The following is a 25,085-nucleotide window of genomic DNA, read 5'->3' on the forward strand; positions in this document are numbered from 1 at the left end:
ACGTCACTCGTCAGCATAAGTAGTTGCACTCTCGCCGTACAGCACCTCACACTCATAACTCGTAAGGACAAGTGACGTCAGGTTGAGTCTGGCGTCCTGGATGGCCAGGGAGGCCAACACACATGCAGTCCATTCCCGTGGACACGGCGCGACTCGGCGTACTGCGGTGCGCCATCGCTCCCGAAGTAAAGATCAGCAACTCCGAGACACAGGAGGTGAAGAAGGACCGGGACGGCAACCCCGTCTACACCGTGGCCGTCACCGTGCGGCAGGACAGGCGAAGGATCTCCGTCATCGAGATCGCCGTCAGCGGTGAACCGACCGGCATCGAGGAAGGACAGATCGTCAAGGTCACCGGCCTGATGGCGTTCATGTGGTCGATGGGCGACCGCCACGGCGTCAGCTTCCGCGCCGACGCCATCACCCCCGTCCGCACGGCCGCCGCGCACGGCAAGGGCGGTGACGCGTGATGGGACCGATCGTGCTCGCCTTCGCCCTCGCCGTCCTCGCCTGGATGCTCGTCGTCGGCGACCTGGTGCGCCGGCACCGTCCGGCCTGGCACTGGTACATCGTCGGCTACCCGGTGACCGCGTGGCGGGTGGCCTTCACCTGGCGGCGGGTCGCCGTCCTCAACGACCTCGCGGTCTCGCGGCTTCCGGCCCGCACCCTCGTCGGGCACCTGCTGGTCAAGGGTGACCCGGTGAGGCCGGTGGCTCCGCGCCGCTCCTTCCCGCGCGCCACTCCCATGGGGCTGACGACGGTGGTGCGACTGCATGCGGGGCAGACCCCGGCGACCTACTTGAAGGCGGCGGACGCCTTCGTCCACGCGTGGAAGGTGCACGCGGTGCGGGTCACCTCGCCGGAACGGGGCCTCGTGCTGCTGACCGCGATGGCCCATGACCCGCTGGAGCGGCCGGGCTTAGCCACGGCCCCGGCCGAACTCCTCTCCGCCCTGATCGGCGCGCTGGAGACGGGCGGGGCGTGGGTGATGAACCTGCGCCTGGTCCCGCACTGGCTGATCACCGGGGCCACCCGCTCGGGCAAGTCCACCCTGCTGGCCCGGCTCATCACCCAACTCTCCACACAACGCGTCGCCCTGGTCGGCGTCGACTGCAAGGGCGGCATGGAACTCGGCCTGTTCGCCGGACGGCTGAGCGCGCTGGCCACGTCTCGCCGTGAGGCGGTGGCCGTGCTCTCCGCCCTGGTGGTCGACATGCAGGACCGGATGAGCGCGTGCCGGTCGGCCGGGGTCCGCTCCGTCTGGGAGCTGCCGGACAGGCTCCGCCCGGTGCCGGTCGTGGTCTTGGTCGACGAGATCGCGGAGCTGTACCTGTCCGACGGCACACGCGAGGGCAAGGCGGAAGGCGAGCAGTGCTCGACGCTCCTGCTGCGGCTGGCCCAGCTCGGCGCCGCCCTCGGCATCCACCTGGTCGTCGCCGGCCAACGCGTCGGCTCCGACCTCGGCCCCGGCGTCACCGCCCTGCGCGCCCAGCTCGGCGGCCGCATCTGCCACCGGGTCAACGACCCCGGCACCGCTGAGATGACCCTCGGCGACCTCAACAAGGACGCCGTGGCCGTCGCCCAGGCCATCACACCCGAGGAACGCGGCGTGGCGGTGTGCACCGGTCCCGATGGCGGATGGAGCCGCGCCCGCTCCCACCTCACCCCCACCGATGAGGCCGTGGCCACGGCCCGCAAGTACTCCGCGATGACCCCGGACCTGCCCCTCGTCACCCGCGCGCTCACCGTGCTGGAAGGAGAGACCAAGTGATCAGCGAAGGAACGGCGTTCACGTTCGCGGTGATCTTCGGGATCATCACCGTCCTCCTCGTCCGCTCCCGCGACGTCCGCGCCTGGGAAGCGGTCTGCGTCGGCCTCTTCGGCGTCTACCTCGGACAGACCCCCGTGGTCTTCACCATCCACGGACTTGTGACCTGGTTCATCAGCGGCTTCTCCCACACCTGAGCAGAGAGGACACCCCAGTCATGCCCATGCCTCGCGTGAGGTGCCCCCACTGCAAGGGCGACGGCGCCCGCAAGACCTGGACCGGACGGATCCGGCGCTGCCGCATCTGCCGGGGGACCGGCACCATCCGCTGATCCCGTCCCGCCACACCCGACCAGACAAGGGAGCGATCCCCATGACCGACCACGCGCCACCAACCCACATCCGTGCCGCTGCGGCGGCTCACCCCGGAAGGTCACCACCATCACCCCGGAGTACACCTCGGCTGACAGGCGCGCCGCCCTCGACCGCGCGGCGCGCCTGCGTCAGCTCCCCGAAACCGACCGCGACGCAATCCGCCTCGCCCAAGATCCGCAATTCGCCCGCTGGCTGGAGCAGATCACCGCAACCGGCGGATGTGCCCACCCTGTCCACCTCTCCGGCTCCACCACCGCCCTGGATGGCACGACCGGAGAGATCGTCCACCACTACGACACCCGCAACGAACCCGGCGAACGCCTTCTCGTCCGCTGCCGCAACCGACGCGCCACCATCTGCCCCGCCTGCTCCCGCCTCCACGCCGGAGACACCTTCCACCTCGTCCGCGCGGGCCTGATCGGCGGCAAGAACGTCCCTGCCGCCGTCCGCAACCGGCCCCGGCTCTTCGTCACCCTGACCGCTCCGTCCTTCGGACCCGTCCACCGGGCGGGGGAAGCCTGCCGACCTCGCCGCGACGGCGGCACCTGCGAACACGGCCGCCCTCTCGACTGCGGCACCGTCCACGCCCCGGACGCCCCAATAGTCGGCCAACCACTGTGCCCCGACTGCTACGACTACACCGCTCACGTCCTCTGGCACGCACACGCCTCCAAGCTGTGGGACCGGTTCGTCATCGACGTCCGGCGACGCCTCGCCTCCTCCGCCGACCTCGTGCAGTCCCGTTTCGCCCAGCATGCCCGGCTCTCCTTCGCCCGCGTCGCCGAGTACCAGAAGCGGGCGGCCATCCACCTCCATGCCGTGGTCCGCCTCGACGGCCCGAATGGACCCGACGACGAACCCCCGGCCTGGGCCACCACAGACCTCCTCGCCGACGCTGTACGCGCGTCCGCTCGGCGCGTCCGCGTCCACACGTCCCACATCCCTGCCGTGGGTGAGCTGGCCCTGCGCTGGGGTGAGCAGATCGACGTCCGACCGCTGCACGCCGACGGTGACGGCCCGGACGACGACGCCGTGGCCGCATACGTCGCCAAGTACGTCACCAAGGGAGCCAGCGAGACCGGCGCCGGCCTCGACCACCCGCTTACCACCTTGGCCGACATCGCCACGGCACACGTCAGCACACACGTCCGCACCCTCATGCGCGCCTGCTGGCGCCTCGGCGGCCTCCCGGAATGCAAATCCCTCCGCCTCCAGGCGTGGACTCACACACTCGGCTACCGGGGCCACATCCTCACCAAATCCCGCGCCTACTCCACCACCTACGCAGCCCTCCGCGCTGAACGCGCCCACCACATGGGCTATGACGGCACCCCTGACGCGATCACGGAACGCCACTGGCGCTACGTCGGCTCTGGCCACACCCCCGGCGCGGCCCTGCTGGCTGCTGGCGTCGCCGAGGATCTCGCCACCAACCGCGAGATTGCGCGAGAGGAGCTCGGGGCGGACGGACGGGGGTTGAGTGCCAGGCCAGCGTGACGCTGAAGAAGATCAGGACATGGCTTGGGCTCGGGCGCACGCGCGTAGGTCTCCCGGCTGGTCTGATGCCCAGTGGCGCCGGATGAACGCCGCTATGGGCGTGGAGGTCTCCACGCGGGATGGAGCTCGCCAGCATCGCCGTGCGTCGTGACAGCGTCTGCCACAGCCAATCGCCCTCCCTGGGGATTGGTCATGTGAGTGCCAAAACCATTGCAATCACCATGGCTGTCAGAGACATGGTCGTGATGTCGACAGATAGGCGCAGACCGCGATACTTGCGCTTGGCCGCTTGCGAAAGCCCAATGATCAGTTCTGCACGTCGATCAGTCGCCACGTCCTCTCGTACTTGTAGTGGGGTGCATTCAGCCCACAGCCTGTAGGTCCCGCAGGGCCCCCCACTGAAGTGTGGTCTTACGACTAGGAGAACGACGAGCATGGCTGCGACGAGGCCTGTTCCGGCGATGCCTAGCAATACGGCGGCTGCTGTTTCAAGCTCTTTGCCCGGCACTGTGGCTACGAGCACGGCGAACGGAATACCCAGTCCGGTGAGCAGCGCGCCGGCCGTTGTCTCGGCGCGCCCGATCTCAGCACGTACGTCGGCAAGGGCTGCGTCAAGTGCATTGCCTATGTCGGTAGATGGAGGGCTCTGTGTCACGTCTGACTCTCAGCGTCGGAGACTGGGGTCAGCTTGACGCCGTAGCTCTCGGCGTGGAAGGGCGCTTGGACGTGGTGAACGGCGCATGAGGCGCATTGTGCGACGTCGAGGATGCCTTCGCTGGCCCTACTTTGCCAAGATCAGCCTGCCCCTCGACCCCGCGGCAACTGCCATCAGAGATCGACATCAGTTCTCGGCCCACACTGGAACTAGCCGATCACGCAACGGCACTCGGCGTCCACTCCCCACGGGAAGCGCAACCAGGGCTGTCAACGTCCGTGCGACGTACGACCGACGCTCAGCCAGTGTGATCCCGTCCCTCTCCCACTCCTCGGCCATGTCCACGGGCTCGCCCTGGTCCGCGAGCGTCTTACGCTGCCACACGTTGCGTTCCCTCTTCAGTCGCTGCTCCTCGGCCTCGTACTCGGCGAGATCGGAGTAGTACCGCTCGGCGCTGATCTTCCGCTCACGGCGGGCCTTCTTGAGGTCGGAGAGGTCCTCACGGACCAACGCCAGTTCGGCCTCCTTCGACCACTCCGCCGGCGCCTTGACTGCCTGCCGCTGGCTGGCCTCTTCCTCATACTTCGCGATCACAAGCTTGCGGATCAACTCGTCTGTCTCCGGCCCAGGGAGCTTGACCCCGCCGCACCCCCTGCCCGTGGTCTTCGCCGGGCAGACGTAGTAGAAGTAGCCCTCCGGCTTGCCTCGGCTCGGCGCGGCCTTCATCGCGCGCAGCAAAGAGCCGCAGTCCTCCTTGCCACAGCGGAGCGTGCCGCTGGCCAGGTAGACGCGTGTGTTGTGGCTACCCCCACGCATCGGTCCGTCGCCGATGATCTCCTGGACAGCCTCCCACTCGGCCACCTCCAAGATCGACGTCCACTGTCCCTTGACTGGCTCGCCCTGATCATCGTGCGCGGTCGTCAGATGCCTTATCTCTCGGCCCGACTCTGGATCGAACTCGATCACGACGTGAGATCGGTAGCCGCACAGGCGCGGATTCCGCATCATGTCCCTGAGACCGATCCACGTCCACGGGTTGCCCTTGGACGTAGTGATCCCCTTGCGGTTCCAGTCGGCGACGATCGCGTGCCACTCAGCGCCCAGGATGATGCGCTTGACCGCGTCCCGTATGAGCTGGGCTTCGGCCCGGTTCAGAGCGCGCTTGTCCTCCTGCCACCCGAACGGGCGCGTGCCGCCCACGGGTATGCCCCGGTCCCGCCTTGCCTTGTGATTGCGGCGTACGCGCCGGGCCGTGTCGGCGGACTGCTTGTTGGCCATGGCGACGACCACACGCGCCATGGCGCGCCCGTTGTCGGTCAACAGGTCCAGGGTGCCCGTGATGTCGATGATCGGCCGGTGGTAGTGCTCCACGGTCTCGATCGCGTCTTCGAGGTGCCGGGGGTCTCGGGTCAGACGGTCGATGTCGTAGACGATCAGGCCGTCGATGCGCTCGCCGTTCGGAGCCTTCGCCTGCTTCAGGTCTTCCAACGCGCCCTCGTACACAGGTCGTACGACGCGGTACCCGATGCTGCCGTCGGGCAGACGTACGCGTCGGCGCTTCCATGCCGATGTGTCCGGCTCCATGTACGTGTAGACGTACCGTCCGCCCCGACTTTCGACGAACTGTCGGCCGTCCCTCTCCTGCTCCTCGGTGCTCTTGATGTCCCTGCCGGTCATGAACCTGGGGCGGGACGACCCTTCTAAGCTGTCGTCAGAAGAGAGTTCGCCCTCAGCCTCCTCGGTCGACAGTCGGGCCAAGCCGGCCCAGTTCTGCCCTTCGAGGTTCCCCCAGTGCGCTCGCTGTACCAAGTCGTCAGCCATACAAAGAGGTTACGTTCACGGGGGTGCTGTGCGGTCATCCAGGAGACGCCGAAGACCTCCAGCGTGACGCCGGTCGCGAACATCGTGGCGCACAGGGCGCCGATCGGGACCGGGACGGCGAGGGCGGCGGAGGGGAGGGCCAGGGGGAAGAGACAGAGGGTGCCGGCCAGGAGGAGACGGCGGGGTTTCCAGCGGGTCATCAGGAGCGCGCCGACGACCGTGCCCGCGCCGAAGAAGCCGAGGGCGAGGCCCCAGGGGCCCGCGCCGCCCAGGTGGTCCCGGGCGACCAGCGGGCCGTAGACCGCGTCGGCGGCGGCCACCATGGCGTTCACGACGGAGAACTGGAGGACGATCGTCCACAGCCAGGGGCGGCCGCTGACCTCCTGCCAGCCCTCCCGGAGGTCGGTGAGCAGGCCGCCGCCGCGGTCGCGCCGGGGCATGTCGCCGACGTCGAGGAACGAGCGCAGCGACCCGGCGACGGCGAACGCGGCGGCGTCCGCCGCGAGCACCCAGCCGGGGCCGACCACGGCGACCATCGCGCCGCCGAGGGCCGCGCCGCCCAGCCCCGCGCCCTGCATCGCCATCCGGAACACCGCGAACGCCCGGCCGGCCTGCTCGCCACGGACCGTGGACAGCAGCATGCCCTCGGCCGCGGGGGAGAAGAACGCCTGGCCGGTGCCGCCGAGCGCGGTCAGTAGCATCATCTGCCAGAGCCGGGGTTCCCCGAGCAGGACGAGGGCCGCGAAGGCGCCCTGCGACAGGAAGTTGAGGGCGTTGGCCGCGACCATGACCCGGTGGCGGGGCAGCCGGTCGGCCACCGCGCCGCCGATCAGCAGGAAGAGCACGAGCGGCAGCGTGCGGGCCGCCGCCACCAGGCCCACGTCGCCGCCGTCGCCGCCCGACTCCAGGACGGCGAAGGCGGCGGCGATGAGCGCGCCGTTGCTGCCGAGGCTCGTCACGAAGGCGGCGGCGGTCAGCAGCGTGTAGTTGCGGCTCGCCCAGGCGGGTCCGCGCAGGCGGCGGCGGGTGTCGGCGGTTGGGGTCACCGGCCGACTATCCCCGGACCGGCGTCAGTATGCCAATCCGATTACCCGCCGAATGCGTGCCGCTGTTCGACTGCCGTGGGATACGGCTCAGGTGGGGACACGGCTCAGTTCTCCGTCGGCTCCCCGTGCAGCCGCACCGTGCTCAGGATCTTCATGATCGTCTCCTTCGGGACCTCTTCCTTCACTCCCTTGGCCCCGTACCAGTTCCACGACACGAAGTCGCCCTTGGAGTTCTTGAAGCCGAAGGTGATCGCCTTGCCGTCGCTGTCGCACTTGCCCTTCTGGGGCGTGTTCGTCGACTGGGCCCAGGCGTAGCTGCCCTTGATGCCGGAGGTCGTCGTGTAGGCGGTGGCCTTGTCCTCGAACGTGATGCTCTTCTTGTCCGGCTCGGTGTAGCCGCCGAACACCCACCAGGCGGGGGTGTTGATCGCGATCTCGTCGGTGTTCTTGGCCCCTTCGGCGCCCTTGGAGCCGGCCATCGCGAGCGGGGTGTAGTCCGTCTTGCCGTCCTTGTCGTCGTCCACGCCGCACCACTTGGACTTGTACTCGACGGTACCGCCCATGATGATCGAGTCGTAGCCGCTGGACTGTTCCTTGTCCTCCCACTCGAAGCCCTGGCTGAGCCCCGGGGACTGCACCTCCCAGTCGGCCGGCACGTCGAAGGCGATGCCCCACTTGGGGTTCACCACGACCTTCCAGCCGGTGATGGTCGCCGGCTCGGTGTCGTCGTCGCGCGGGTTGTCGTCGGTGCCGGACGAGGCGGACGCCGAGGCGGACTCGGACACCGTCGGGCTCGCGCTGGTCTTGTCCGACGCCTCGGCCGGGTCGTCGTCCTTGCCGCCCAGCACCAGGAACCCGGTGACACCGGCCGCCACGACGACGGCCGTGGCCGCCACGATCGCGACCACCTTCGTCCGGTTGCCGCCGCCCCCGCCGGGCTGCGGCTGTGGTCCGCCCGCGACCGTCGGGGCGCCCCACTGCGGTTGCTGCCCGTAGGGGTTGGGCTGCTGGTAGCCGGCTTGCTGATAGGGATTCGGCTGCTGGTATCCCGGCTGCTGGTACGGATTGTTCTGCGCCTGCGGGTTCTGCTCTCCCCCGGGCGGCTGTTGCTGTCCTGGCCACATGGCCTGAAACCCTAGTGCCGTGGGGGACACGGTTCGGTCACCGCCCCTTGTCAGGGACGTACCGAACTCGGTGTCCGGCGCCTTGAGCCGCCGTGGTGGAGCACGCGTCGCTCGTCACACCGATCTGGTCAGCCGAGCTACCCATGGGTAACATCGCGGTCATGAGCGCAGACCAGATGTCCATCGGCGAGATGCTCGCCGCCACGGTGCCCATGGCCCGGACCCTGAACCTCGAGTTCCTGGAGACGAGCCCGGAGAAGGCCGTGGTCGCCCTGCCGGACCAGAGCGACTTCCACAACCACGTGGGCGGGCCGCACGCCGGGGCGATGTTCACCCTGGGCGAGTCCGCCAGCGGCGCGATCGTCCTCGCCGCGTTCGGGGACCAGCTCGCGCGCGCCGTGCCGCTCGCGGTCAGCGCCGAGATCGGCTACCGCAAGCTGGCGATGGGCGCCGTCACCGCCACCGCGACCCTGGGCCGCCCGGCCGCCGAGGTCGTCGCCCAGCTCGACGCCGGCGAGCGCCCCGAGTTCCCCGTCGCGATCGAGATCCGCCGCGCGGACGGCGCGGTGACCGGCGAGATGACCGTCATCTGGACTCTGCGCCCCAACGGCTGAGCCCGGACCGGGCGTTACCGGCCCCGGTGGCGGTGTGGGTCTTCGGACGCACGCCGGTGCCGGGGTTTTTTGGTGTCCGGGGCGGTGTCCGGCGTGGTGTCCGGCGCGGCCCGAGCGGGGGCCCGGGGCCGTGAGGCGGGCTCGGGGCGCGGACCCCACTCACGCCGCCACCCGTCCCCCTTCCGTCCCCTCGGTCTCGAGGTCTGTCACGAACTGCTTCAGCCAGGTGATGAAATCCGGGCCCAGGTCGGGACGCTCGCAGGCCAGGCGGACGACCGTGCGGAGGTGGTCGGCCTTGTCGCCGGTGTCGTAGCGGCGGCCGGTGAAGATCACGCCGTGGACCGTGCCGTCCGCGGCGAGTTCCTGGAGGACGTCGGTGAGCTGGATCTCGCCGCCGCGGCCGGGTGCGGTGTGCTCGAGGATGCCGAAGACGGCGGGGTCGTCGAGGACGTAGCGGCCGATCGCCGCGTACCGGCTGGGCGCGTCCGCGCGGGCGGGCTTCTCCACCAGGCCCGTGACCCGCACGACGCCGTCCTCGCCGGACGGTTCCACGGCCGCGCAGCCGTAGAGGTGGACCTGCTCCGGCGGGACCTCCATCAGGGCGACGACGCTGCCGGTGTACCGGTCGCGGACGTCCAGCATCCGGCTGAGCAGGGTCTCGCGGGTCGATGAGGTCGTCGCCGAGGAGCACGGCGAACGGCTGGTCGCCGACGTGCCGACGGGCGCACAGCACCGCGTGGCCGAGGCCGAGCGGGTCGCCCTGGCGGATGTGGTGGATGTCCGCGAGACGGGCGGGGTCGCGCACCGCGTCCAGGCGCACGGTGTCGCCCTTCGCCGCGAGGGCCTGCTCCAGTTCGAAGGCGTGGTCGAAGTGGTCCTCGATGGCCCGCTTGTGCCGGCCGGTCACCATCAGCACGTCGTCCAGGCCCGCCGCCGCGGCCTCCTCGACGATGTACTGGATGGCGGGCTTGTCGACGACCGGGAGCATCTCCTTCGGGGTGGCCTTGGTCGCGGGCAGGAAGCGGGTGCCGAGTCCGGCGGCGGGGACGACCGCCTTACGGACGCGGGGTACGGGGTGGGGGAGGGGCGGGCCGGTCCGGTCCGGTCCGGAAGATGAAGATTCCGTGTGCCAACCGGCTTTCCCCGCACACAAGTTGAGTCGCACGATCCGGCCGATCACGAATAGCGGTAAGGATACCGGCGGTAACTTATCTGAAATTTCCCCGCTTTGAACTTGGATCACTCGAACTTCTTGTTTCCTGTGAGGCGCGTGTGCGAAGGTGAGCCTCCCCTCGCGCAAGAACCTGATCAGGGCCGCAACGTGCCTGGTCAGGCCAAAGGTACGCACCAATCAGGCACCTGCTTTCCGGCGGACCGCTATTCGTGTGCCCTCCGTCGGCTTGGAAGGAAATGGTTCCGTGCAATCCCCGAACCCCCCACGACCCCCCTACCCGCCCCGCCCCGGATGGCCCCCCGGGGAATCCGACGCCCATCTCGCCGCCCGGCTGGCCAAGGGCGACGGGCGCGGTCACGCGGTCGCTCTGCTGCTCGCCCGGCACTGGCGGGCCGCCCACGACTACGCGGCCGTCTGCCTGGCCACCACCGGGGACTCGGCGCGGCTCGTGGCCGCCGCCGCGTTCCACACGGTGCTCGGCCGGCTGTCCGACGGACATCCCGGCGGCGCCCTGCGGCCCCAACTCCTCGTCGCCGTAAGGGACACGGTCCGCGAATGGGCCGGCTCCGACGGAGTCACCGCTGTCCTGCCGGAGCTGGCGAAAACCGTCGGCGGTCGCGGACTGCGCGCCGCGCGGCCCGGGACACCCGAAAGGCGACAACTCGCCGAACGCGCTTTCCGTTCCCTTCCGGCCGCCTCCCAATGCCTGTTGTGGCATGTGGAGGTGGAAGCCGAACCCATATCCGTACCGGCCGGTCTGCTGGGTGTCGACGGCATGACCGCGACGGTCGCGCTGGAACAGGCGCGGGAGAAATTCCGGGCGGGCTGCGTACGCGCTCACGGCGAACTCGCGCCGTCCAGCGAATGCCGCTTCAACAACCGTCTCCTCGACGTTCCCCTGCGCCGCGGCGGCACCCTGCTGCCCGAGGTACGGCAGCATCTCGCCCACTGCCGCTACTGCCGGCACGCCGCCGAACAACTCAGCCATTTCGACGACGGACTGGACGCGCTGCTCGCCGAGACCGTGCTCGGCTGGGGCGCCCGCCGCTATCTCGACTCCCGCTCCGAACGCGCCGGTTCCGTCGGTTCCGTCGGTTCCGTCGATTCCGTCGGCTCCACCGGATTCGCCCCTTCCGCCGGTTCCATCCGTTCCGCCGGTTCCGTCGGCCGGTCGGCCCGGACCGCCCCGGACCGCCGGGCCGGCCGCCACCGCATCGGCCCCGCCGGGCTGCTCGAACTGCCGGGCCGACGGCCCAAGGCCGTGCTGGTGGGTGTCGGCCTGACCTCGCTCGCCCTGCTCGCGACCGTCCTGGTGACCAAGGGCTGGACCGGCGACAACGGTGTGCCCGGTCCCCGGGCCACCTGGGGCTCACCCGCGGGCGGCACCAGCGCCCAGGGCGCCGAAGGGGCGTCCGCGCCCGTCGGTGACGCCCCCTCGCCCGCCGGATCCTCCTCGGTCGCCTCCGCCGCCCGCCCCGGCGAGGTGGCCCACGGCCGGCTGCGCAGCGCGGACACCGGGCGCTGTCTCGACGTCGAGGGCGGCAGGGCCGTCTCCGGCGCGGCGGCCGTCCTGCGGGCCTGCTCGCGGGACGCGACGCAGCAGTCGCAACGGTCGCAGCAATCGCAGCAGTGGTCGTACCAGGGCGACGGGCTGCTGCGCAGCGCCGCCGACCCGACGCTCTGCCTGGCCGCCGACCCCGACCGCGGGACGGTCACCCTGGCCGGATGCGTGGTCCACGCCGGTGAGACCTTCTTCGACCTGACCGTCCGCGGCGAACTGCTGCTGCGCCGCGACGGCGGCCTGGCCCTCGCCCCCGGCACCGGCGGGGCCGGGGCGGACGTCGTCGTACGGGGACGGGACGGCTCGGCGGGGCAGAGGTGGGCGTTCGACCCGGCCGCCACCGGGACGACGGCCGCGCCCGCGCCGAAGGGGCGGACGCCGGCGGACGACCAGCCCTCGACAGACTCCCCGGACTCCCCGGACTCCCCGCAGTCCCCGGAGACGCTCGAGCCCGCGCGGCCTCGTTTCGCCCCGCCGCTCCCCGGCGGTGCCGCCCCGGCACCGGCGGAACCCGCCCCGCTCGCACCGGAGTTCGAGACCAGGACCGCCCAGGTGCACTGCTGCGGGACCCCCGACCCGCAGGGGCCGCTCACCCCGGCCGAACCCGTCGACGCCATCGGGGTCATCGGGGCCATCGGGGCCCTGCCCGCGCCCGGTGATGTCGGCGGTGTTGTCGTCGGTGACGTCGTGGGAGGCGTGGTCGGTGGCGTCCTCGATGGCGCCGTCGCGCGGGGGTGAGCGCCGCGCTCGGCCGCTGACCGGCCGCCGAAGAGCCGAAGAAGGGGGCCGCCCGTACCCGGGGCGGCCCCTTTCACGTTCCTCGCCCTCCCTTCGCCTCTTGTCGGTGCCCGGCCCATTTCTGTTCGATTTATTGACACGAGTCACCGGCGGACCTACGTTTCCGACGCGCCGGTGGTGCCCGACGGGCCGTCATCTCCCTTCTGATGCCGCTGTGTTCAGAGGGTGGAGGCGGGCCGGAGGGAGCCCGGCGCACCGCGGTTCACATCGTCGTGCCCCGCACCACGAAGGAGTGACGGCTCATGACCGACGTCTCCCGACGATCCGCCCTGACCCTCCTGGCCGGCGCCATCGCCGTCGCCACGGCGGCCACCGGCGGCCTCACCCCGCTCCCGCCCGCCTTCGCGGCGGACCGGCCCGACGCCCCGGCCGGCCCCCGCGTCGAAGGGCTCCTCGCCAGGCTCACCCTCGACGAGAAGATCTCCCTCCTGCACGGCGCCACCGACCCCGACTCCCTCGGCCAGGCCGGCTACGTCCCCGGCGTCCCCCGCCTCGGCATCCCGCCGCTGCGCCTCGCCGACGGCCCGGCCGGCGTCCGGGTCACCGCGCACGCCACCGCCCTGCCCGCCCCCGTCCTGCTGGCCGCGGCCTTCGACCCCGGCCTCGCCCGCCGCTACGGACAGGTCATCGGCCGCGAGGGCCGCGCCCTCGGCCAGGACGTCCTGCTCTCCCCGATGGTCAACCTCATCCGCACGCCGTACGCGGGCCGCAACTTCGAGACCTTCAGCGAGGACCCGCTGCTCTCCGCCGACCTGGTCGCCGCCGAGATCGAGGGCATCCAGGGCGAGGGCCTCGTGGCGACCGTCAAGCACTACGCCATGAACAACCAGGAGAAGGACCGCAACACCGTCGACGTCCGGGTCGGCGAGCAGACCATGCACGAGGTCGAACTGCGCGGCTTCGAGTCCGCCGTCGCGGCCGGCACCGGCGCCGTCATGGGCGCGTACAACAAGGTCAACGGCGTCTACGCGTGCGAGAACAAGACTCTCCTCACCGACGTCCTGCGCGAGCGGTGGGCCTTCACCGGCTGGGTGATGACCGACTGGTTCGCCGCCCACAGCACGGTGAGAGCCCTGACCGCCGGCCTCGACATGGAGATGCCCGACGGCACCTACTTCGGTACGGCGCTCAGGACGGCCGTCCGGCACGGCAGTGTCTCCGAGACCTACGTCGACCGGGCCGTACGCCGGATCCTCTCCGTCATGGACCGCTTCGGACTGCTCGACGGCACAGCGCCGCCGCGCCCCGACCGGGACGCGCGGGCGGGCGCCGCCGTCGCCCTGGAGGTCGCCAAGGCGGGCGCCACCCTGCTGCGCAACGAGCACGGCACCCTCCCGCTGACCGGCGGCTCCGTCGCGGTGATCGGCCCGAGCGGCTCGCTGCCCTTCGTCAGCGGCGGCGGCAGCGCGCATGTCGTCCCCGACCACGCGGACAGCCCGCTCACCGCGATACGGGCCAGATCCGGGGACCGGGTGACGTACGCCCTCGGCGAGGACCTCTTCGGCAAGGCCCTCCCGGCAGGCGCACTCGGCCCCGGCTTCGACAGCGAGGGCCAGCGGGTCGGTGCCGGGCAGGCATGGACGTACGACGGCACGCTCACCGTCGACGAGGCCGGGCCGTGGACCTTCGTCCTGCACTTCGACGGCGCGCCCACCGCCCGCCCGACCGTCCTCCTCGACGGCGAGGAACTCTTCCCGCTCGCCGCCGGCTGGGGCGAATACTTCATGGGCGGCCTGGTCACCACCGCCCCCGACGGCCTCACGGTCCGTCGCGGCACCCGCGACCTGACGCCCGGCGCCCACACACTGAAGATCAGCGCGGCGGGCGGGGCCGCCGGACAGACGTTCCGGCTGCGCCGGGTCACCGCCGCCACCCGCGCCCAGGACGTCGCCGAGGCGGTCCGCGTCGCGCGCGCGGCCCGGCACGTCGTCCTGTTCGCCTACGAGGACGCCACCGAGGGCGTCGACCGCACCGGCCTCGCCCTCCCCGGCAACCAGAACGCGCTCGTCGAGGCCGTGACGGCGGCGAACCCGCGTACCACCGTCGTCCTCAACACCTCCTCGGCGACCGCGATGCCGTGGCTGCGCGGAACCGGTGCGGTGCTCCAGATGTACTACCCCGGCCAGGAGGGCGCGGCCGCCACCGCCGCCGTCCTGTTCGGCGACTGCGACCCCGGCGGCCGCCTCACCCAGTCGTTCCCGGTGGACGACGACCACCACCCCGTCGCCGGGGACCCGCGCCGCTACCCGGGGGTGGACGGCGTCGAGGAGTACTCCGAGGGCGTCCACACCGGCTACCGCTGGTACGACGCCGAGGACGTCCGCCCGCTGTTCCCCTTCGGGCACGGGCTGTCGTACACCGCCTTCCGCTACGACGACGTCCTCGCCCGGTGGACCGGGCAGGGGCTCGACGTCACCTTCACCGTCCGCAACACGGGCCGTCGCGCGGGTGTCGACGTGCCGCAGGTGTACGTCGGACGCTCCCCGGACCTCCGGGTCGACCAGGCCGTACGCGTCCTGGGCGGCTACCGGCGGATCTCGCTGCGGGCGGGCGAGCGGCGCCGGGTCACCGTACGGGTCGACGCCCGCACCCTGTCCTCCTGGGACCCGGGGCGGCACGGCTGGGTGCTGGGCACCGGGTGGCGCACGGTGTGGGTCGGGGCGTCGGCGCGGGACCTGCGGCTGCGCACGGCCGTACGGGTGCGGAAGTGATCAGGTGATCCCCCGCGAGGCGCGTCGGGAGCGTCAGGAGGCGCAGACGTCCCGCAGACCGGCGGCGGCCTCGTCGATCGCGGTCGCGTCCGGGGTGTCGCCGTCGAGGACGTCCTGGTTGTAGTCCTCGATCGCCCGGTCGAGGTTCGTGACCGCCTTGTCCACCTCGCTGTCGTCGGACCTGTCGTGGATCCGGTCGAGGTTCTTCTCGATGGTGGTGATGGACTCCTGAGTCCTCGACGGGTCCTCGATCGCCTCCGCGCCGGCCCGGTGCATCGCCGTGACGCTGTCCGCTATGTCGTCCGCGTTCGCGAGGCAGTCGACGGTGTCGCCGAACTCGCAGCCGGTCAGCAGTCCGGCGGCCAGGGCGACGGCCGCGGCGGCGGAGGCGAGCACGGCGGCACGGGGGCGGCGACGGTGGTTCACGGTCATGGAGGGGTCCCTTCGGCGCTGTCTTCGACGCCGACCCGGTCGCTGTCGTCGTCATCGGCTCTGTCACCCACCACGATCACGTGGCCGGAGCGCCGTCACGAGGGACCGCACCCCCCGACGCGTGGTGGAGCGCGCTCCACCACGCATCCGGGCGGGATCCGGCGACCCGGTAGGCTTCCCGGGAACGCTGGGATGCCAGGGAAAGCCAAAGGGGAGGAAGCGCCGGTGCACGTCCAGGAATGGCTCGACACGGTGCCGGCGGCCGCCGTGTACGCCGTGGTCGGTCTGGTCATCGGGCTGGAGAGCCTCGGCATCCCGCTGCCGGGCGAGATCATCCTCGTCTCGGCCGCGCTGCTGTCCTCCCAGCACGCGGGCATCGACCCCTTCATCCTCGGCGCGGTCGCCTCCGCGGGCGCGGTGATCGGCGACTCCATCGGCTACGCCATCGGCCGCAAGGGCGGACGGCCGCTGCTGGCCTGGCTCGGCAAGAAGTTCCCCCGGCACTTCAGCGAGGGGCACATCGCCACGGCCGAGCGGTCCTTCGAGAAGTGGGGCATGTGGGCCGTCTTCTTCGGCCGCTTCGTCGCGCTGCTGCGTATCTTCGCCGGGCCCCTCGCGGGCGTGCTGCGGATGCCCTACTTGAAGTTCCTCGTCGCCAACGTGTTCGGCGGGATCCTCTGGGCGGGCGGTACGACGGCGGTCATCTACTACGTGGGTGTCGTCGCGGAGTCCTGGCTGAAGCGGTTCTCCTGGGTGGGGCTGGTGCTGGCGGTGCTGATCGGCGTCACGTCGATGCTGGTCCTGAAGCGGAAGGCCAAGCAGGGTGCCGCCGCCCGGGAGACCGAGGCGCAGACCGAGGCGCAGACCGAGGCGCGGACCGTGGGGGCCACGGAGTAACCCCCAGGGTCCGGAGCGATCCCCCGGGTCGCTCTAGTCGTGGCTCTCGCTGTGGCTCTCGCCGTGGATCTCGTCGTGCGCCTTGGCCAGGTCGGCGTACAGCGTGCCGTTCAGCGTGACGCCCTGGCGCTCCTCCTCCGTCAGCTCGCGCCGCACCTTGGCCGGTACGCCGGCCACGAGTGAGCCCGGCGGCACCTCCATCCCCTGCGGCACCAGCGCCTGCGCCGCGACCAGCGAGCCCGCCCCGATCACCGCGCCGTTGAGAACGGTCGCGCCCATCCCGATCAGGCAGTCGTCCCCGACGGTCGCGCCGTGCACGACGGCGTTGTGGCCGACGGAGACCCGCTCGCCGATGGTCACCGGGAACCCCGGGTCGGCGTGCAGGGTGCAGTTGTCCTGGATGTTGCTCTGCGCGCCGACGGAGATCCGCTCGACGTCACCGCGCACGACCGCGCCGTACCAGACGCTCGCGCCCGCCTGGAGCGTCACGTCCCCGATCACCGAGGCCGTCGGCGCCACGAAGGCCTCGTCGTCGACCTTCGGTTCCCTGCCGCCGATGCCCACGATCAGCGCCTTGTGCGTCGTCACCGTCTCACCGTCTCCTCGTGTCGCTCCGGTCGTCCCGGTCGTCCCGGTCGCTCTGGTCGTACCGGTCGCCCGGGTCGCTCTGGTCGTTCCATCGCACCGTACGTCACCCGGTGGGGTGAAGATCACAGGCCTCCGGGCGCATGGGGTCACCGCGCGCTGAGTACGGTGAGCGGGTGCCGAAGGACAAGAACACGTTCTCATCATGGCGGCGCCGTCTCGCCCAGCGCGTGGTCCACGCGGGCTGGGCCTGGGCGCAGCGCGCGGGCTCCGTCACGGCCGAGCACCCCGGCCGTCTGCGCTTCGGCTCGATCGGCCCGGCGACCCGGCTGGCCTTCCCGCTCGGCACGGTCTTCGGCGAGCCCTGGATCCATCTCGGCTCCCACTGCATCGTCGCCGAGCAGGTCACGCTCACGGCCGGGCTGATGCCGGACCTCGACCTCGGCCCGGACCCGATCCTGCGGATCGGCGACGGTGTCGTGCTCGGCCGGGGCAGCCATGTCATCGCCGACACGACGGTCACCATCGGCAGCGACTGCTACTTCGGCCCGTACGTCTACGTGACGTCCACGAACCACTCCTACGACGACCCGCACGAGCCCATCGGCCGGCAGTGGCCCCGGATGGAGCCCGTGGAGATCGGTCCCGGCTGCTGGATCGGCACCGGGGCCGTGATCCTGCCGGGCGCGCGGATCGGGCGCAATGTCGTCGTGGCGGCGGGGGCCGTGGTGCGCGGCACCGTCCCCGACCACGCCGTCGTGGCGGGCGCGCCCGCCCGGGTCGTACGGCGCTGGACCCCCGCCGAGGGCTGGCAGCCGCCCCTGCGCACCCCGGCGCCGGTGCCGATACCGGACGGCGTCACCTCGGACCAACTCGTCGCGCTGTCGGGTCTGGACGAGGAGACGGCCGCCCGGCTGGCCCGGCTCGACGAGGAGGACACGACAGCGCTGGCGCGACTGGAGCGCGAGGGCTGACCGTCCGAGGGGAGGTCGGTCAGCGGCCCTCGCGTGGGCAGCGTTCCACGCGGGCGTCGGAGCGGCTCGTCAGGACCGTCCGCCGAACTGCCAGGGGTGGACCTCGACGGCGGCGTACCGGTCCGCCGTCAGGACGGCGCGGGCGGCGTCGGGGCCGGGTGCGCGCAGCAGTGCCGCCGTGCCGAGCCAGGCCGTGCCGTCGTCCGAGAGGAGCGGGCCGTAGGCGATCAGTCCGTCCTGGTCCGCGGGCGGTTCGAGGTCGGCGGGCTTCCCCTCGCCGAGCCCGAGCACCAGGAAGCGGTCGCCCTCGACCGGGCCGCCGGGGAACTCCCACATGGTGCGGCCCAGCGTGTTGCGCCACCGGCGCAGCAGCACGTCCCGGTAGACGCCGGCCTGGTGTCCGGGCTCGTCGAAGGCGAACGCGCGGGCGGCGGAGGGATCCGGCAGGTCGACGATGTGCACGCTGCCCGTGGGGGTTTCCCGGTCGCCGGTGAGCGTCGGGCCACGGGCGATCATCTCGGCCGCGTACCGGTCCATGTAGGACCAGTGCTCCTCCAACAGCTCGTCGCGCAGCGCCACGGCGTCGGGCCGGTCCCGGTGGTAGCAGAAGAACTCCATGCCCCAGTCTCCACCGAGCCGGGGATCACACCGCAACCTCAAATTCACAGGCGCCCAGCATCATGGGCCCATGAGTGAACCGGACGAGCGGGCACGGCCGTCGGAGGCGGGATGCGAGCCGGTGCACGTGGAGAACGGGTGGTACGACGGCACGCCTCGGTCGGGCCTGGCTGCCATCGGCGGCCTGCCCCACTACTTCGAGTACGCCGACGACGGCACGGGCGCCGCCGAGGAGTACCTGGTGTGGCCCGCCGACCCCGTGGCCCTGGAGCGGGAACAGGAACAGTGGGTCATCTTCTGCGCCTGGAACGCCCGTTACGAGTCCGGTGAGGCCGGCATCGACACCCACCCGGGAAACGGCGGTGTCGACCCCCGCTACGACGCACTGCAGACCCTCCTCGTCCCGTCCCGCCGACCCCCGTCCGACGCCCGCCGCATGGTCCCCGAGTGGTGCCCCCGCGAGCGGCCGGGCGGTCGCTACCTCCCCGAGGGCCCCGACTACGGCGCGCGGTGGCGCCCCGCCGGCCCTGAACCGGTGCCGGCCCCGGCCGGATATCCCCGGCGGGCCGGGCCCCCGGGCCCCTAGGGTCACGATCATGGAGAACAGGACGCTGGGGCGAACGGGCAGGCAGGTAGGGGTCGTCGGGCTGGGGGCCTGGCAACTCGGCGGGGACTGGGGGCGGGTGGACGAGGGGGACGCCCTGCGGACGCTGCGCGGCGCGCTCGAGGCGGGGGTGACCTTCGTCGACACCGCCGACGAGTACGGGGACGGGCGCAGCGAGCAGGTCATCGGGGAGTTTCTGCGGTCTTGCGCGCGGGCCGGTCTCGCCGCGCCGACCGTGGCGACGAAGATGGGGCGGCGGGCCGCCCAGGTGCCCGAGAACTACCATGCGGCCAACTTCCGTGCGTGGACCGACCGTTCGCGCCGCAACCTCGGGGTCGAGCGGCTCGACTTGGTGCAACTGCACTGCCCGCCGGGGGAGGTGTACGACAGCGACGAGGTGTTCGACGCCCTCGACGCGCTGGTGGAGGACGGGAGCGTCGCGGCGTACGGGGTCAGCGTCCGTACCTGCGAGCAGGCCCTGAGCGCCCTGCGCCGGCCGCACCTCGCCACCGTCCAGCTCGTCCTGAACGCGTTCCGGATGAAGCCGCTGGAGCGGGTGCTGCCCTCCGCGGCCGCGGCGGGGGTCGGTGTCGTCGCCCGCGTGCCGCTGGCCAGCGGACTGCTCTCGGGTCGGTACACGGCCGCGACCGTCTTCGGCACGGACGACCACCGCACCTACAACCGGCGCGGCGAGTCCTTCGACGTCGGCGAGACCTTCTCCGGCGTGGACTACGCGACCGGGCTCGAGGCGGTGGAGCGGCTGCGGCCGCTGGTGCCGGAGGGGGCAACACCGGCCCAGTTCGCGCTGCGCTGGATCATCGACCAGGAGGCGGTGAGCGTCGTCATCCCGGGCGCCCGCGACGCAGGGCAGGCCCATGCGAACGCCGCCGCGGCCGCGCTCCCGCCGCTGGACCGGGACACCCACCGGGCCGTGCGGGAGATCTACGACGAGCTGATCCGTCCACAGGTCCACGACCGGTGGTGACGCGCCGGTGGCGCCGGGGCGGCGCGGTGCGGCCTCAGCCCGTGGCCAGCAACAGCGTCCCCACCAGTGCCAGCCCCGCCCCCGCGGCCTGGACCGCCCGCAGCCGCTCGCGCAGGAAGCCGCGGGCCGCGAGCGCCGTCACCACCGGGTAGAGGGAGGCGAGCACGGCGGCCACCGTGACCGGGCCGTGCTGGGCGGCGATCCGCGTAGGTGCCGTTGGCGGCGACGTCGGCCAGTCCGACGAAGGCGTACGCCGGCAGCGCGGCGAGGGTGAGGCCACCCTCGGGAAGCGCCGGAGAGCCGCGCCGGACGCTGACGTACAGCGCGGCGGCGCCCGCCGCCACGTTGGTCACGCGCTGCACGAACAGCGCGAGGAACAGGCCGGTGACGGTCGTCGACGCCTCGGTGATCAGCACGAACACCGTGCCGAAGCCGAGCGCCGCGACCAGGGTCAGCACAATGGCCCGGCGCTGCACCGCGGCGCCCCGCAGCTGGGGGCCGCCCGCCAGGACGACGCCGGCCACCGCGACGGCGATGCCCGCCACCTGGAGCAGCCCGGGGCGCTCGCCGAGGAAGAGGCCGGCCGAGACCGGTACGGCCACGCTGAGGGTGGCCAGCGGGGAGACCACGCCCATGGGGCCGAGCGCCAGCGCCTGGTAGAACGCGAGCAGGGCGACCGGGCCGACGAGACCGGCCGCGACCGCGAACCAGAGCCGGGGTCCGGCCTCGCTCCAGGCGCCCGTGGCCAGCACGATCGCGCCGAGCACCGCCGCCGCGATCGACTGCGAGACCACGACCACCGTCAGTGCGGGCGCCCGGCGCGTCAGCAGCCCGCCGCCGAAATCGGCCAGACCCCACAGGAGGCTGGTGGCCAGGGCGAAGAGTGCTGTCACGGGGTCCTCGCAGTACAGTTCGGTGCACGATCGGGTGCACCACACCGTAGTTCAAAGAAGTGAACCCTGTCATCCAGAATATTGGACCGCTGGGCTCCCCAGAGATCATCCAGAGATCATCGAGAGATCACCCGGAGTGGACGGAACGTGTCGGACCTCGACCTGCTGACCCAGTCCCTGGCGCGCAACGTCAAGCGCTGGCGCACCGAACGCGGCTTCACGCTCGACACGCTCGCCGCCCGCGCCGGGGTCAGCCGCGGCATGCTCATCCAGATCGAGCAGGCCCGCACCAACCCCAGCATCGGCACCGTCGTCAAGATCGGCGACGCGCTCGGCGTCAGTGTCACCACCCTGCTCGACTACGAACAGGGCCCGAAGGTCCGGATCGTCCCGGCCGACCAGGTGGTCCGGCTGTGGCACACCGACGCGGGCAGCTACAGCCGCCTCCTCGCCGGCACGGAGGCCCCCGGCCCGCTGGAGATGTGGGACTGGCGGCTGATGCCCGGCGAGAGCAGCGGCTCCGATCCGCACCCGGCCGGCACCGTCGAGATCGCCCATGTCACGGCCGGTGAGCTGACCCTCACCGTCGACGGCACGGACTACACCGTCCCGGCCGGCGCGAGCGTCACCTTCGAGGCCGACGCCGCCCACAGCTACGGCAACCGGGGCGAGGTCCCGGCGGAGCTGGTGCTGACCGTGTCGGTGCCGCTCGTGCGCTGAGACACCCGGCCGACGGCCGCGGAGCTGCTGTTAGCGTGCCGCCATGGACGCTCCCCTCGGACACTTCGACCACGCCCGGCCCGCCCCCGACTGCCTCGACGAGCTGACCGGCCCGGTCGCCGACGCCGTACGCCACTGGAGCGGCGCCGTGCCCGCCGAGCAGATCGTGTACGTCGACACCGATCCGCAGTGGGCCGACACCGCGGTCTTCGTGGAGCACTACGGGCGCGAGCTGCTGGAGCGGTCCGCGAACTGCGTCGTCGTGGCCGGCAAGCGCGGTGGCGAGACCTCCCTGGCCGCGTGTGTCGTCCTGTCCACCACCCGGGTCGACGTCAACGGTGTCGTACGCCGTCAACTGGGCGCCCGCAAGGCCTCGTTCGCCGCGATGGACACGGCGGTGGGGGAGACCGGCATGGAGTACGGCGGCATCACCCCCGTCGGACTGCCCGCCGCCTGGCCGGTGTTGGTGGACTCCGCCGTCGTCGACCTGCCGTACGTCCTGGTGGGCAGCGGCCGCCGGCGCGGCAAACTGCTCGTCCCGGGCAAGGCGTTCGCCGAACTCCCGGGCGCGGTGGTCCTGGAGGGACTGGGCGTCTGACGGACGCGGTGGCCCGGGAGGGCCGGGGCGTCACGCCGTGGCGTGGTGGGCCAGCCGCAGATGCGGGTCCGCCTCGCCCGGCACCGGCGCCGGGTCGGCGTGCACCAGCGCGGCGGTGAGACGCGGCACGGCGTGCAGCAGCGCGTGTTCGGCCTCCACCGCGATCGCGTGGGCCTGCCGTACCGTCGCCTCGCCGTCCACCACCACCGCGACCTCGGCCCGCAGCCGGTGCCCGATCCAGCGCAGCCGCAGCTCGCCCACCGCGCGCACCCCCGCCACCTCCCGCAGCGCCCGCTCCGCCCGGTCGACCAGGGCCGGGTCGACGGCGTCCATCACCCGCCGGAACACCTCGCGCGCCGCGTCCCGCAGCACCAGCGCGATCGCCGCGGTGATCGCCAACCCCACCACCGGGTCGGCGAGTTGCCAGCCGAGGGCCGAGCCGCCCGCGCCCAGCAGCACCGCGAGGGAGGTGAAGCCGTCCGTGCGCGCGTGCAGCCCGTCGGCCACCAGCGCCGCCGAGCCGATCTCCCGGCCGACCCGGATGCGATAGCGGGCCACCCACTCGTTGCCGGCGAAGCCGACCAGCGCGGCGACGGCCACCGCCGGGACGTACGCGACCGGGCGCGGATGCAGCAGCCGTTCGACGGCCGTCCAGCCCGCGAAGGCGGCCGAGGCGGCGATGGTCAGCACGATCGCGATCCCCGCCAGGTCCTCCGCCCGCCCGTAGCCGTAGGTGAAGCGCCTCGTCGCCGCCCGCCGGCCCAGCACGAAGGCGATGCCGAGCGGTACGGCGGTCAGCGCGTCGGCCGCGTTGTGCACGGTGTCACCGAGCAGCGCCACCGACCCGGACAGCGCCACCACGACCGCCTGCGCGAGCGCCGTCACGCCCAGCACCGCCAGCGAGACCCAGAGCGCCCGCATGCCCCGGGCCGAGGACTCCAGCGCGGAGTCGAGCTTGTCGGCGGTCTCGTGGGAGTGGGGCGTGAGGAGGTGGCGCAGGCGGTGGCCGAGGCCCGTGGGGGAGTGGTCGTGCGGGTGCTCGTGGGCGTGATGGTGCGCCGCGGAGCCATGGGCGTGGTCGTGCTGCTCGCTCACGTCGGTCCCTTTCGGTGCGGGGAACTGGACTTCTACCCGTCCTCCCCGCCATTATGTGCGTATGAGCGCACGCATGCACCTATCACCTGCGCACCATGCGCACCCGCGCACCCCGGGCGAGGAGCAGTTCGCCCTCGCCGCCGAGCTGCTCGCCCTGCTCGGCGACCGCACCCGGCTCACGCTGCTGCACGCCCTGATGTCGGGCGAGGCGGACGTGACGACGCTGACGGAGGGGTGCGGCGCGGCCCGGCCCGCGGTCAGCCAGCATCTGGCGCGGCTGCGGCTGGCCGGGCTGGTGAACACCCGCAAGGAGGGCCGCCGGGTCATCTACTCGCTCTCCGACGGCCATCTGCGCCGCGTGGTGGACGAGGCGCTGAACGTGGCCGACCACCGGCTCGGGGACAAGCCCGTGCACGACTGAGCCGGACCGGCCCCGCCGGCGTGGTCGGCTCAGTACCGCTCCGCCGTCCCGAGGTACTGCTCGGCGAAGGCCGCCGCGCGCCGCGTACTCCCACTCGGCCTCGGTGGGCAGCCGTCCGCCCGCCCAGGCCGCGTAGCGGGCCGCGTCGTGCCAGGAGACATGCACCACCGGACGGTCCGCGCGGTCGCCGAGCCCGCTCCCCGGCCCCTCGGGTCGGTTCCAGGCGGCACCGGAGACCGCGCACCACCACGGCGTCCGCTCGGGCCGCGGCGCGTCGCGGCGCAGCGCGCCCGGCAGGAAACCGGCGAAGACGTACGACCATCCGAGCCGCTCCGCGTCCGTCACATGCCCGGTGTCCTCGACGAACGCCGCGAACCGGGCGTTGGTCACCGCACAGGCGTCGATCAGGAACGGCGCGACCCGCACCGCCCGGACCGGCCCCACCCGGTCGGCCGGGAACCCCTCCGCGTCCCGCGCGCCCATCAGGAACTCACCGCCGGGCAGGTCCACCATGCCGTCGGCGGCCCGCCGCGAAGGTGAGGGTGAGGGCAAGAGCGAGGGCGAAGGCGAGGGCACCGGCAGCGGACGCGGAGTCCCGGCCGAGGGCGTGCAACAGGGGGCGGGAGGGAGGCGGCGACTCGGGCATCGGTGCTTCCGGCTTCTTCCTCGGGCACGGGACGGGGCGACCAGCTTGTCCGAGGAGGCTGTGCGTCAGTCCAGCAGCGGGATCTCGATCGCCGGGCAGCGGTCCATCACCATCTCCAGCCCCGCCGCGCGCGTCCGCTCGTACGCCGCCTCGTCGACGACGTCCAGCTGGAACCACACCGCCTTGGCGCCCTTGGCGACCGCCTCGTCCGCGACGGCGCCCGCGAGGTCGCCGTTGACGAACACGTCGACCACGTCCACCTCGAACGGGATGTCCGCGAGCGAGGCGTACCCCTGCTCACCGTGGACCGTCTCCGCCTTCGGGTGCACGGGCACGACCCGCTTCCCGTGGCGCTGGAGGACCTGGGCGACCCCATAGGCCGCGCGGGAGCGGTTCGTCGACAGGCCCACCACGGCCCATGTGTCCCCCACCTCGGTGAGGATCCTGCGAATCGTCGCCTCGTCGCCGTACACC

23 protein-coding genes and 3 pseudogenes are annotated in these 25,085 nt (G+C 72.1%); 14 read left to right on the forward strand and 12 right to left on the reverse strand.

The features are described 5' to 3' along the window. Nucleotides 1-122 precede the first annotated feature (122 nt). The 4 genes from ACZ6D7_RS22945 (at nt 123) to ACZ6D7_RS22960 (ending at nt 3,639) form a co-directional block, all read left to right on the forward strand. Nucleotides 123-470, forward strand: coding sequence for an SCO3933 family regulatory protein (locus ACZ6D7_RS22945; protein ID WP_469493592.1), 348 nt, complete (start codon nt 123-125; stop codon nt 468-470). Next, on the forward strand, nt 470-1,771 hold the full coding sequence (locus tag ACZ6D7_RS22950; protein ID WP_469493595.1) for an FtsK/SpoIIIE domain-containing protein: 1,302 nt from the start codon (nt 470-472) through the stop codon (nt 1,769-1,771). The genes ACZ6D7_RS22945 and ACZ6D7_RS22950 overlap by 1 nt, the downstream gene beginning before the upstream one ends. Beyond that, the gene (locus ACZ6D7_RS22955; protein ID WP_020130201.1) at nt 1,768-1,965 is read left to right on the forward strand and encodes a hypothetical protein; all 198 of its coding nucleotides are present in this window, start codon (nt 1,768-1,770) and stop codon (nt 1,963-1,965) included. The genes ACZ6D7_RS22950 and ACZ6D7_RS22955 overlap by 4 nt, the downstream gene beginning before the upstream one ends. 300 nt (nt 1,966-2,265) lie before the next feature. Continuing rightward, nucleotides 2,266-3,639, forward strand: coding sequence for a replication initiator (locus ACZ6D7_RS22960; RefSeq protein ID WP_469494110.1), 1,374 nt, complete (start codon nt 2,266-2,268; stop codon nt 3,637-3,639). Nucleotides 3,640-3,829: 190 nt separating this feature from the next. Here the strand turns inward: ACZ6D7_RS22960 and ACZ6D7_RS22965 are convergent, their stop codons facing one another. The 4 genes from ACZ6D7_RS22965 to ACZ6D7_RS22980 form a co-directional block, all read right to left on the reverse strand. Then, nucleotides 3,830-4,294, reverse strand: coding sequence for a Pycsar system effector family protein (locus tag ACZ6D7_RS22965; protein ID WP_469493598.1), 465 nt, complete (start codon nt 4,292-4,294; stop codon nt 3,830-3,832). A 186-nt stretch (nt 4,295-4,480) separates the two neighbouring features. Next, nucleotides 4,481-6,103, reverse strand: a complete 1,623-nt coding sequence (locus ACZ6D7_RS22970) for a recombinase family protein (RefSeq protein WP_469494115.1) — start codon at nt 6,101-6,103, stop codon at nt 4,481-4,483. Beyond that, nucleotides 5,995-7,161 carry an MFS transporter gene (locus ACZ6D7_RS22975; RefSeq protein WP_469493601.1) on the reverse strand — a complete coding sequence of 389 codons (1,167 nt, stop codon included), beginning with the start codon at nt 7,159-7,161 and terminating at the stop codon, nt 5,995-5,997. The genes ACZ6D7_RS22970 and ACZ6D7_RS22975 overlap by 109 nt, the downstream gene beginning before the upstream one ends. A gap of 104 nt (nt 7,162-7,265) precedes the next feature. Then, a complete protein-coding gene (locus ACZ6D7_RS22980) occupies nt 7,266-8,285 on the reverse strand; it encodes a DUF8017 domain-containing protein (RefSeq protein ID WP_469493604.1) in 1,020 nt (339 codons plus the stop codon). A 176-nt stretch (nt 8,286-8,461) separates the two neighbouring features. Here ACZ6D7_RS22980 and ACZ6D7_RS22985 point away from each other — a divergent pair, with 176 nt between their 5' ends. Next, a complete protein-coding gene (locus ACZ6D7_RS22985; RefSeq protein ID WP_469494118.1) occupies nt 8,462-8,899 on the forward strand; it encodes a DUF4442 domain-containing protein in 438 nt (145 codons plus the stop codon). A gap of 159 nt (nt 8,900-9,058) precedes the next feature. On the opposite strand, the pseudogene ACZ6D7_RS22990 reads toward ACZ6D7_RS22985, so the two are convergent. After that, nucleotides 9,059-9,917: pseudogene (locus ACZ6D7_RS22990) on the reverse strand (UTP--glucose-1-phosphate uridylyltransferase). A gap of 400 nt (nt 9,918-10,317) precedes the next feature. Here ACZ6D7_RS22990 and ACZ6D7_RS22995 point away from each other — a divergent pair. After that, nucleotides 10,318-12,372: an RICIN domain-containing protein gene (locus ACZ6D7_RS22995; protein ID WP_469493607.1), complete on the forward strand. Its 2,055-nt coding sequence runs from the start codon at nt 10,318-10,320 to the stop codon at nt 12,370-12,372. Nucleotides 12,373-12,674: 302 nt separating this feature from the next. After that, nucleotides 12,675-15,143, forward strand: coding sequence for a beta-glucosidase (locus ACZ6D7_RS23000; RefSeq protein ID WP_469493610.1), 2,469 nt, complete (start codon nt 12,675-12,677; stop codon nt 15,141-15,143). 33 nt (nt 15,144-15,176) lie between these two features. Here ACZ6D7_RS23000 and ACZ6D7_RS23005 read toward each other — a convergent pair whose 3' ends face one another. Continuing rightward, nucleotides 15,177-15,575 (reverse strand): hypothetical protein, encoded by a 399-nt coding sequence (locus ACZ6D7_RS23005; protein WP_469493613.1) that lies wholly within the window; start codon nt 15,573-15,575, stop codon nt 15,177-15,179. A gap of 225 nt (nt 15,576-15,800) precedes the next feature. On the opposite strand from ACZ6D7_RS23005, the gene ACZ6D7_RS23010 reads away from it, so the two are divergent. Continuing rightward, nucleotides 15,801-16,472 carry a DedA family protein gene (locus tag ACZ6D7_RS23010; protein WP_469493616.1) on the forward strand — a complete coding sequence of 224 codons (672 nt, stop codon included), beginning with the start codon at nt 15,801-15,803 and terminating at the stop codon, nt 16,470-16,472. Between the two features lie 33 nt (nt 16,473-16,505). On the opposite strand, the gene ACZ6D7_RS23015 is transcribed toward ACZ6D7_RS23010, so the two are convergent. Then, nucleotides 16,506-17,060 (reverse strand): gamma carbonic anhydrase family protein, encoded by a 555-nt coding sequence (locus tag ACZ6D7_RS23015; RefSeq protein WP_469493619.1) that lies wholly within the window; start codon nt 17,058-17,060, stop codon nt 16,506-16,508. 173 nt (nt 17,061-17,233) lie between these two features. Here ACZ6D7_RS23015 and ACZ6D7_RS23020 point away from each other — a divergent pair, with 173 nt between their 5' ends. Next, nucleotides 17,234-18,031, forward strand: a complete 798-nt coding sequence (locus tag ACZ6D7_RS23020; protein ID WP_469493622.1) for an acyltransferase — start codon at nt 17,234-17,236, stop codon at nt 18,029-18,031. A 69-nt stretch (nt 18,032-18,100) separates the two neighbouring features. Here ACZ6D7_RS23020 and ACZ6D7_RS23025 read toward each other — a convergent pair whose 3' ends face one another. Next, entirely contained in the window at nt 18,101-18,649 is a 549-nt protein-coding gene (locus ACZ6D7_RS23025) for a YciI family protein (protein WP_469493625.1), read from the reverse strand. Nucleotides 18,650-18,719: 70 nt separating this feature from the next. Here ACZ6D7_RS23025 and ACZ6D7_RS23030 point away from each other — a divergent pair, with 70 nt between their 5' ends. After that, a complete protein-coding gene (locus ACZ6D7_RS23030) occupies nt 18,720-19,235 on the forward strand; it encodes a hypothetical protein (protein ID WP_469493627.1) in 516 nt (171 codons plus the stop codon). 10 nt (nt 19,236-19,245) lie between these two features. Continuing rightward, nucleotides 19,246-20,238 carry an aldo/keto reductase gene (locus ACZ6D7_RS23035; RefSeq protein WP_469493630.1) on the forward strand — a complete coding sequence of 331 codons (993 nt, stop codon included), beginning with the start codon at nt 19,246-19,248 and terminating at the stop codon, nt 20,236-20,238. Between the two features lie 34 nt (nt 20,239-20,272). On the opposite strand, the pseudogene ACZ6D7_RS23040 reads toward ACZ6D7_RS23035, so the two are convergent. Then, nucleotides 20,273-21,131: pseudogene (locus tag ACZ6D7_RS23040) on the reverse strand (EamA family transporter). A 147-nt stretch (nt 21,132-21,278) separates the two neighbouring features. Here ACZ6D7_RS23040 and ACZ6D7_RS23045 point away from each other — a divergent pair. Together ACZ6D7_RS23045 and ACZ6D7_RS23050 are read left to right on the forward strand one after the other, a co-directional pair. Then, on the forward strand, nt 21,279-21,851 hold the full coding sequence (locus ACZ6D7_RS23045) for a helix-turn-helix domain-containing protein (RefSeq protein ID WP_469493632.1): 573 nt from the start codon (nt 21,279-21,281) through the stop codon (nt 21,849-21,851). A gap of 43 nt (nt 21,852-21,894) precedes the next feature. Continuing rightward, nucleotides 21,895-22,449 (forward strand): YbaK/EbsC family protein, encoded by a 555-nt coding sequence (locus ACZ6D7_RS23050; RefSeq protein WP_469493635.1) that lies wholly within the window; start codon nt 21,895-21,897, stop codon nt 22,447-22,449. A gap of 30 nt (nt 22,450-22,479) precedes the next feature. Here the strand turns inward: ACZ6D7_RS23050 and ACZ6D7_RS23055 are convergent, their stop codons facing one another. Next, nucleotides 22,480-23,544, reverse strand: a complete 1,065-nt coding sequence (locus tag ACZ6D7_RS23055; protein WP_469493637.1) for a cation diffusion facilitator family transporter — start codon at nt 23,542-23,544, stop codon at nt 22,480-22,482. A 61-nt stretch (nt 23,545-23,605) separates the two neighbouring features. Between ACZ6D7_RS23055 and ACZ6D7_RS23060 the strand changes: the two genes are divergently transcribed. Continuing rightward, complete coding sequence (locus ACZ6D7_RS23060) at nt 23,606-23,965, forward strand: ArsR/SmtB family transcription factor (protein WP_469493640.1); 360 nt, start codon at nt 23,606-23,608, stop codon at nt 23,963-23,965. Nucleotides 23,966-24,016: 51 nt separating this feature from the next. Here the strand turns inward: ACZ6D7_RS23060 and ACZ6D7_RS23065 are convergent. Continuing rightward, nucleotides 24,017-24,478, reverse strand: a pseudogene (locus ACZ6D7_RS23065) (SUMF1/EgtB/PvdO family nonheme iron enzyme); the annotation flags it as partial. A gap of 198 nt (nt 24,479-24,676) precedes the next feature. Beyond that, complete coding sequence (locus ACZ6D7_RS23070) at nt 24,677-25,084, reverse strand: CoA-binding protein (protein ID WP_469493643.1); 408 nt, start codon at nt 25,082-25,084, stop codon at nt 24,677-24,679. Nucleotide 25,085 lies beyond the last annotated feature (1 nt).

It is taken from the genome of Streptomyces sp. NPDC041784 (assembly GCF_055591025.1).

Bases quoted from the DNA above. Each gene is read 5' to 3' on its own strand.
- ACZ6D7_RS22945 (WP_469493592.1), top strand. From the start codon at position 123: ATGCAGTCCATTCCCGTGGACACGGCGCGACTCGGCGTACTGCGGTGC.
- ACZ6D7_RS22950 (WP_469493595.1), top strand. From the start codon at position 470: ATGGGACCGATCGTGCTCGCCTTCGCCCTCGCCGTCCTCGCCTGGATG.
- ACZ6D7_RS22980 (WP_469493604.1), bottom strand. From the start codon at position 8,285: ATGTGGCCAGGACAGCAACAGCCGCCCGGGGGAGAGCAGAACCCGCAG.
- ACZ6D7_RS22985 (WP_469494118.1), top strand. From the start codon at position 8,462: ATGTCCATCGGCGAGATGCTCGCCGCCACGGTGCCCATGGCCCGGACC.
- ACZ6D7_RS23000 (WP_469493610.1), top strand. From the start codon at position 12,675: ATGACCGACGTCTCCCGACGATCCGCCCTGACCCTCCTGGCCGGCGCC.
- ACZ6D7_RS23005 (WP_469493613.1), bottom strand. From the start codon at position 15,575: ATGACCGTGAACCACCGTCGCCGCCCCCGTGCCGCCGTGCTCGCCTCC.
- ACZ6D7_RS23025 (WP_469493625.1), bottom strand. From the start codon at position 18,649: ATGGAGTTCTTCTGCTACCACCGGGACCGGCCCGACGCCGTGGCGCTG.
- ACZ6D7_RS23030 (WP_469493627.1), top strand. From the start codon at position 18,720: ATGAGTGAACCGGACGAGCGGGCACGGCCGTCGGAGGCGGGATGCGAG.
- ACZ6D7_RS23035 (WP_469493630.1), top strand. From the start codon at position 19,246: ATGGAGAACAGGACGCTGGGGCGAACGGGCAGGCAGGTAGGGGTCGTC.
- ACZ6D7_RS23050 (WP_469493635.1), top strand. From the start codon at position 21,895: ATGGACGCTCCCCTCGGACACTTCGACCACGCCCGGCCCGCCCCCGAC.
- ACZ6D7_RS23060 (WP_469493640.1), top strand. From the start codon at position 23,606: ATGAGCGCACGCATGCACCTATCACCTGCGCACCATGCGCACCCGCGC.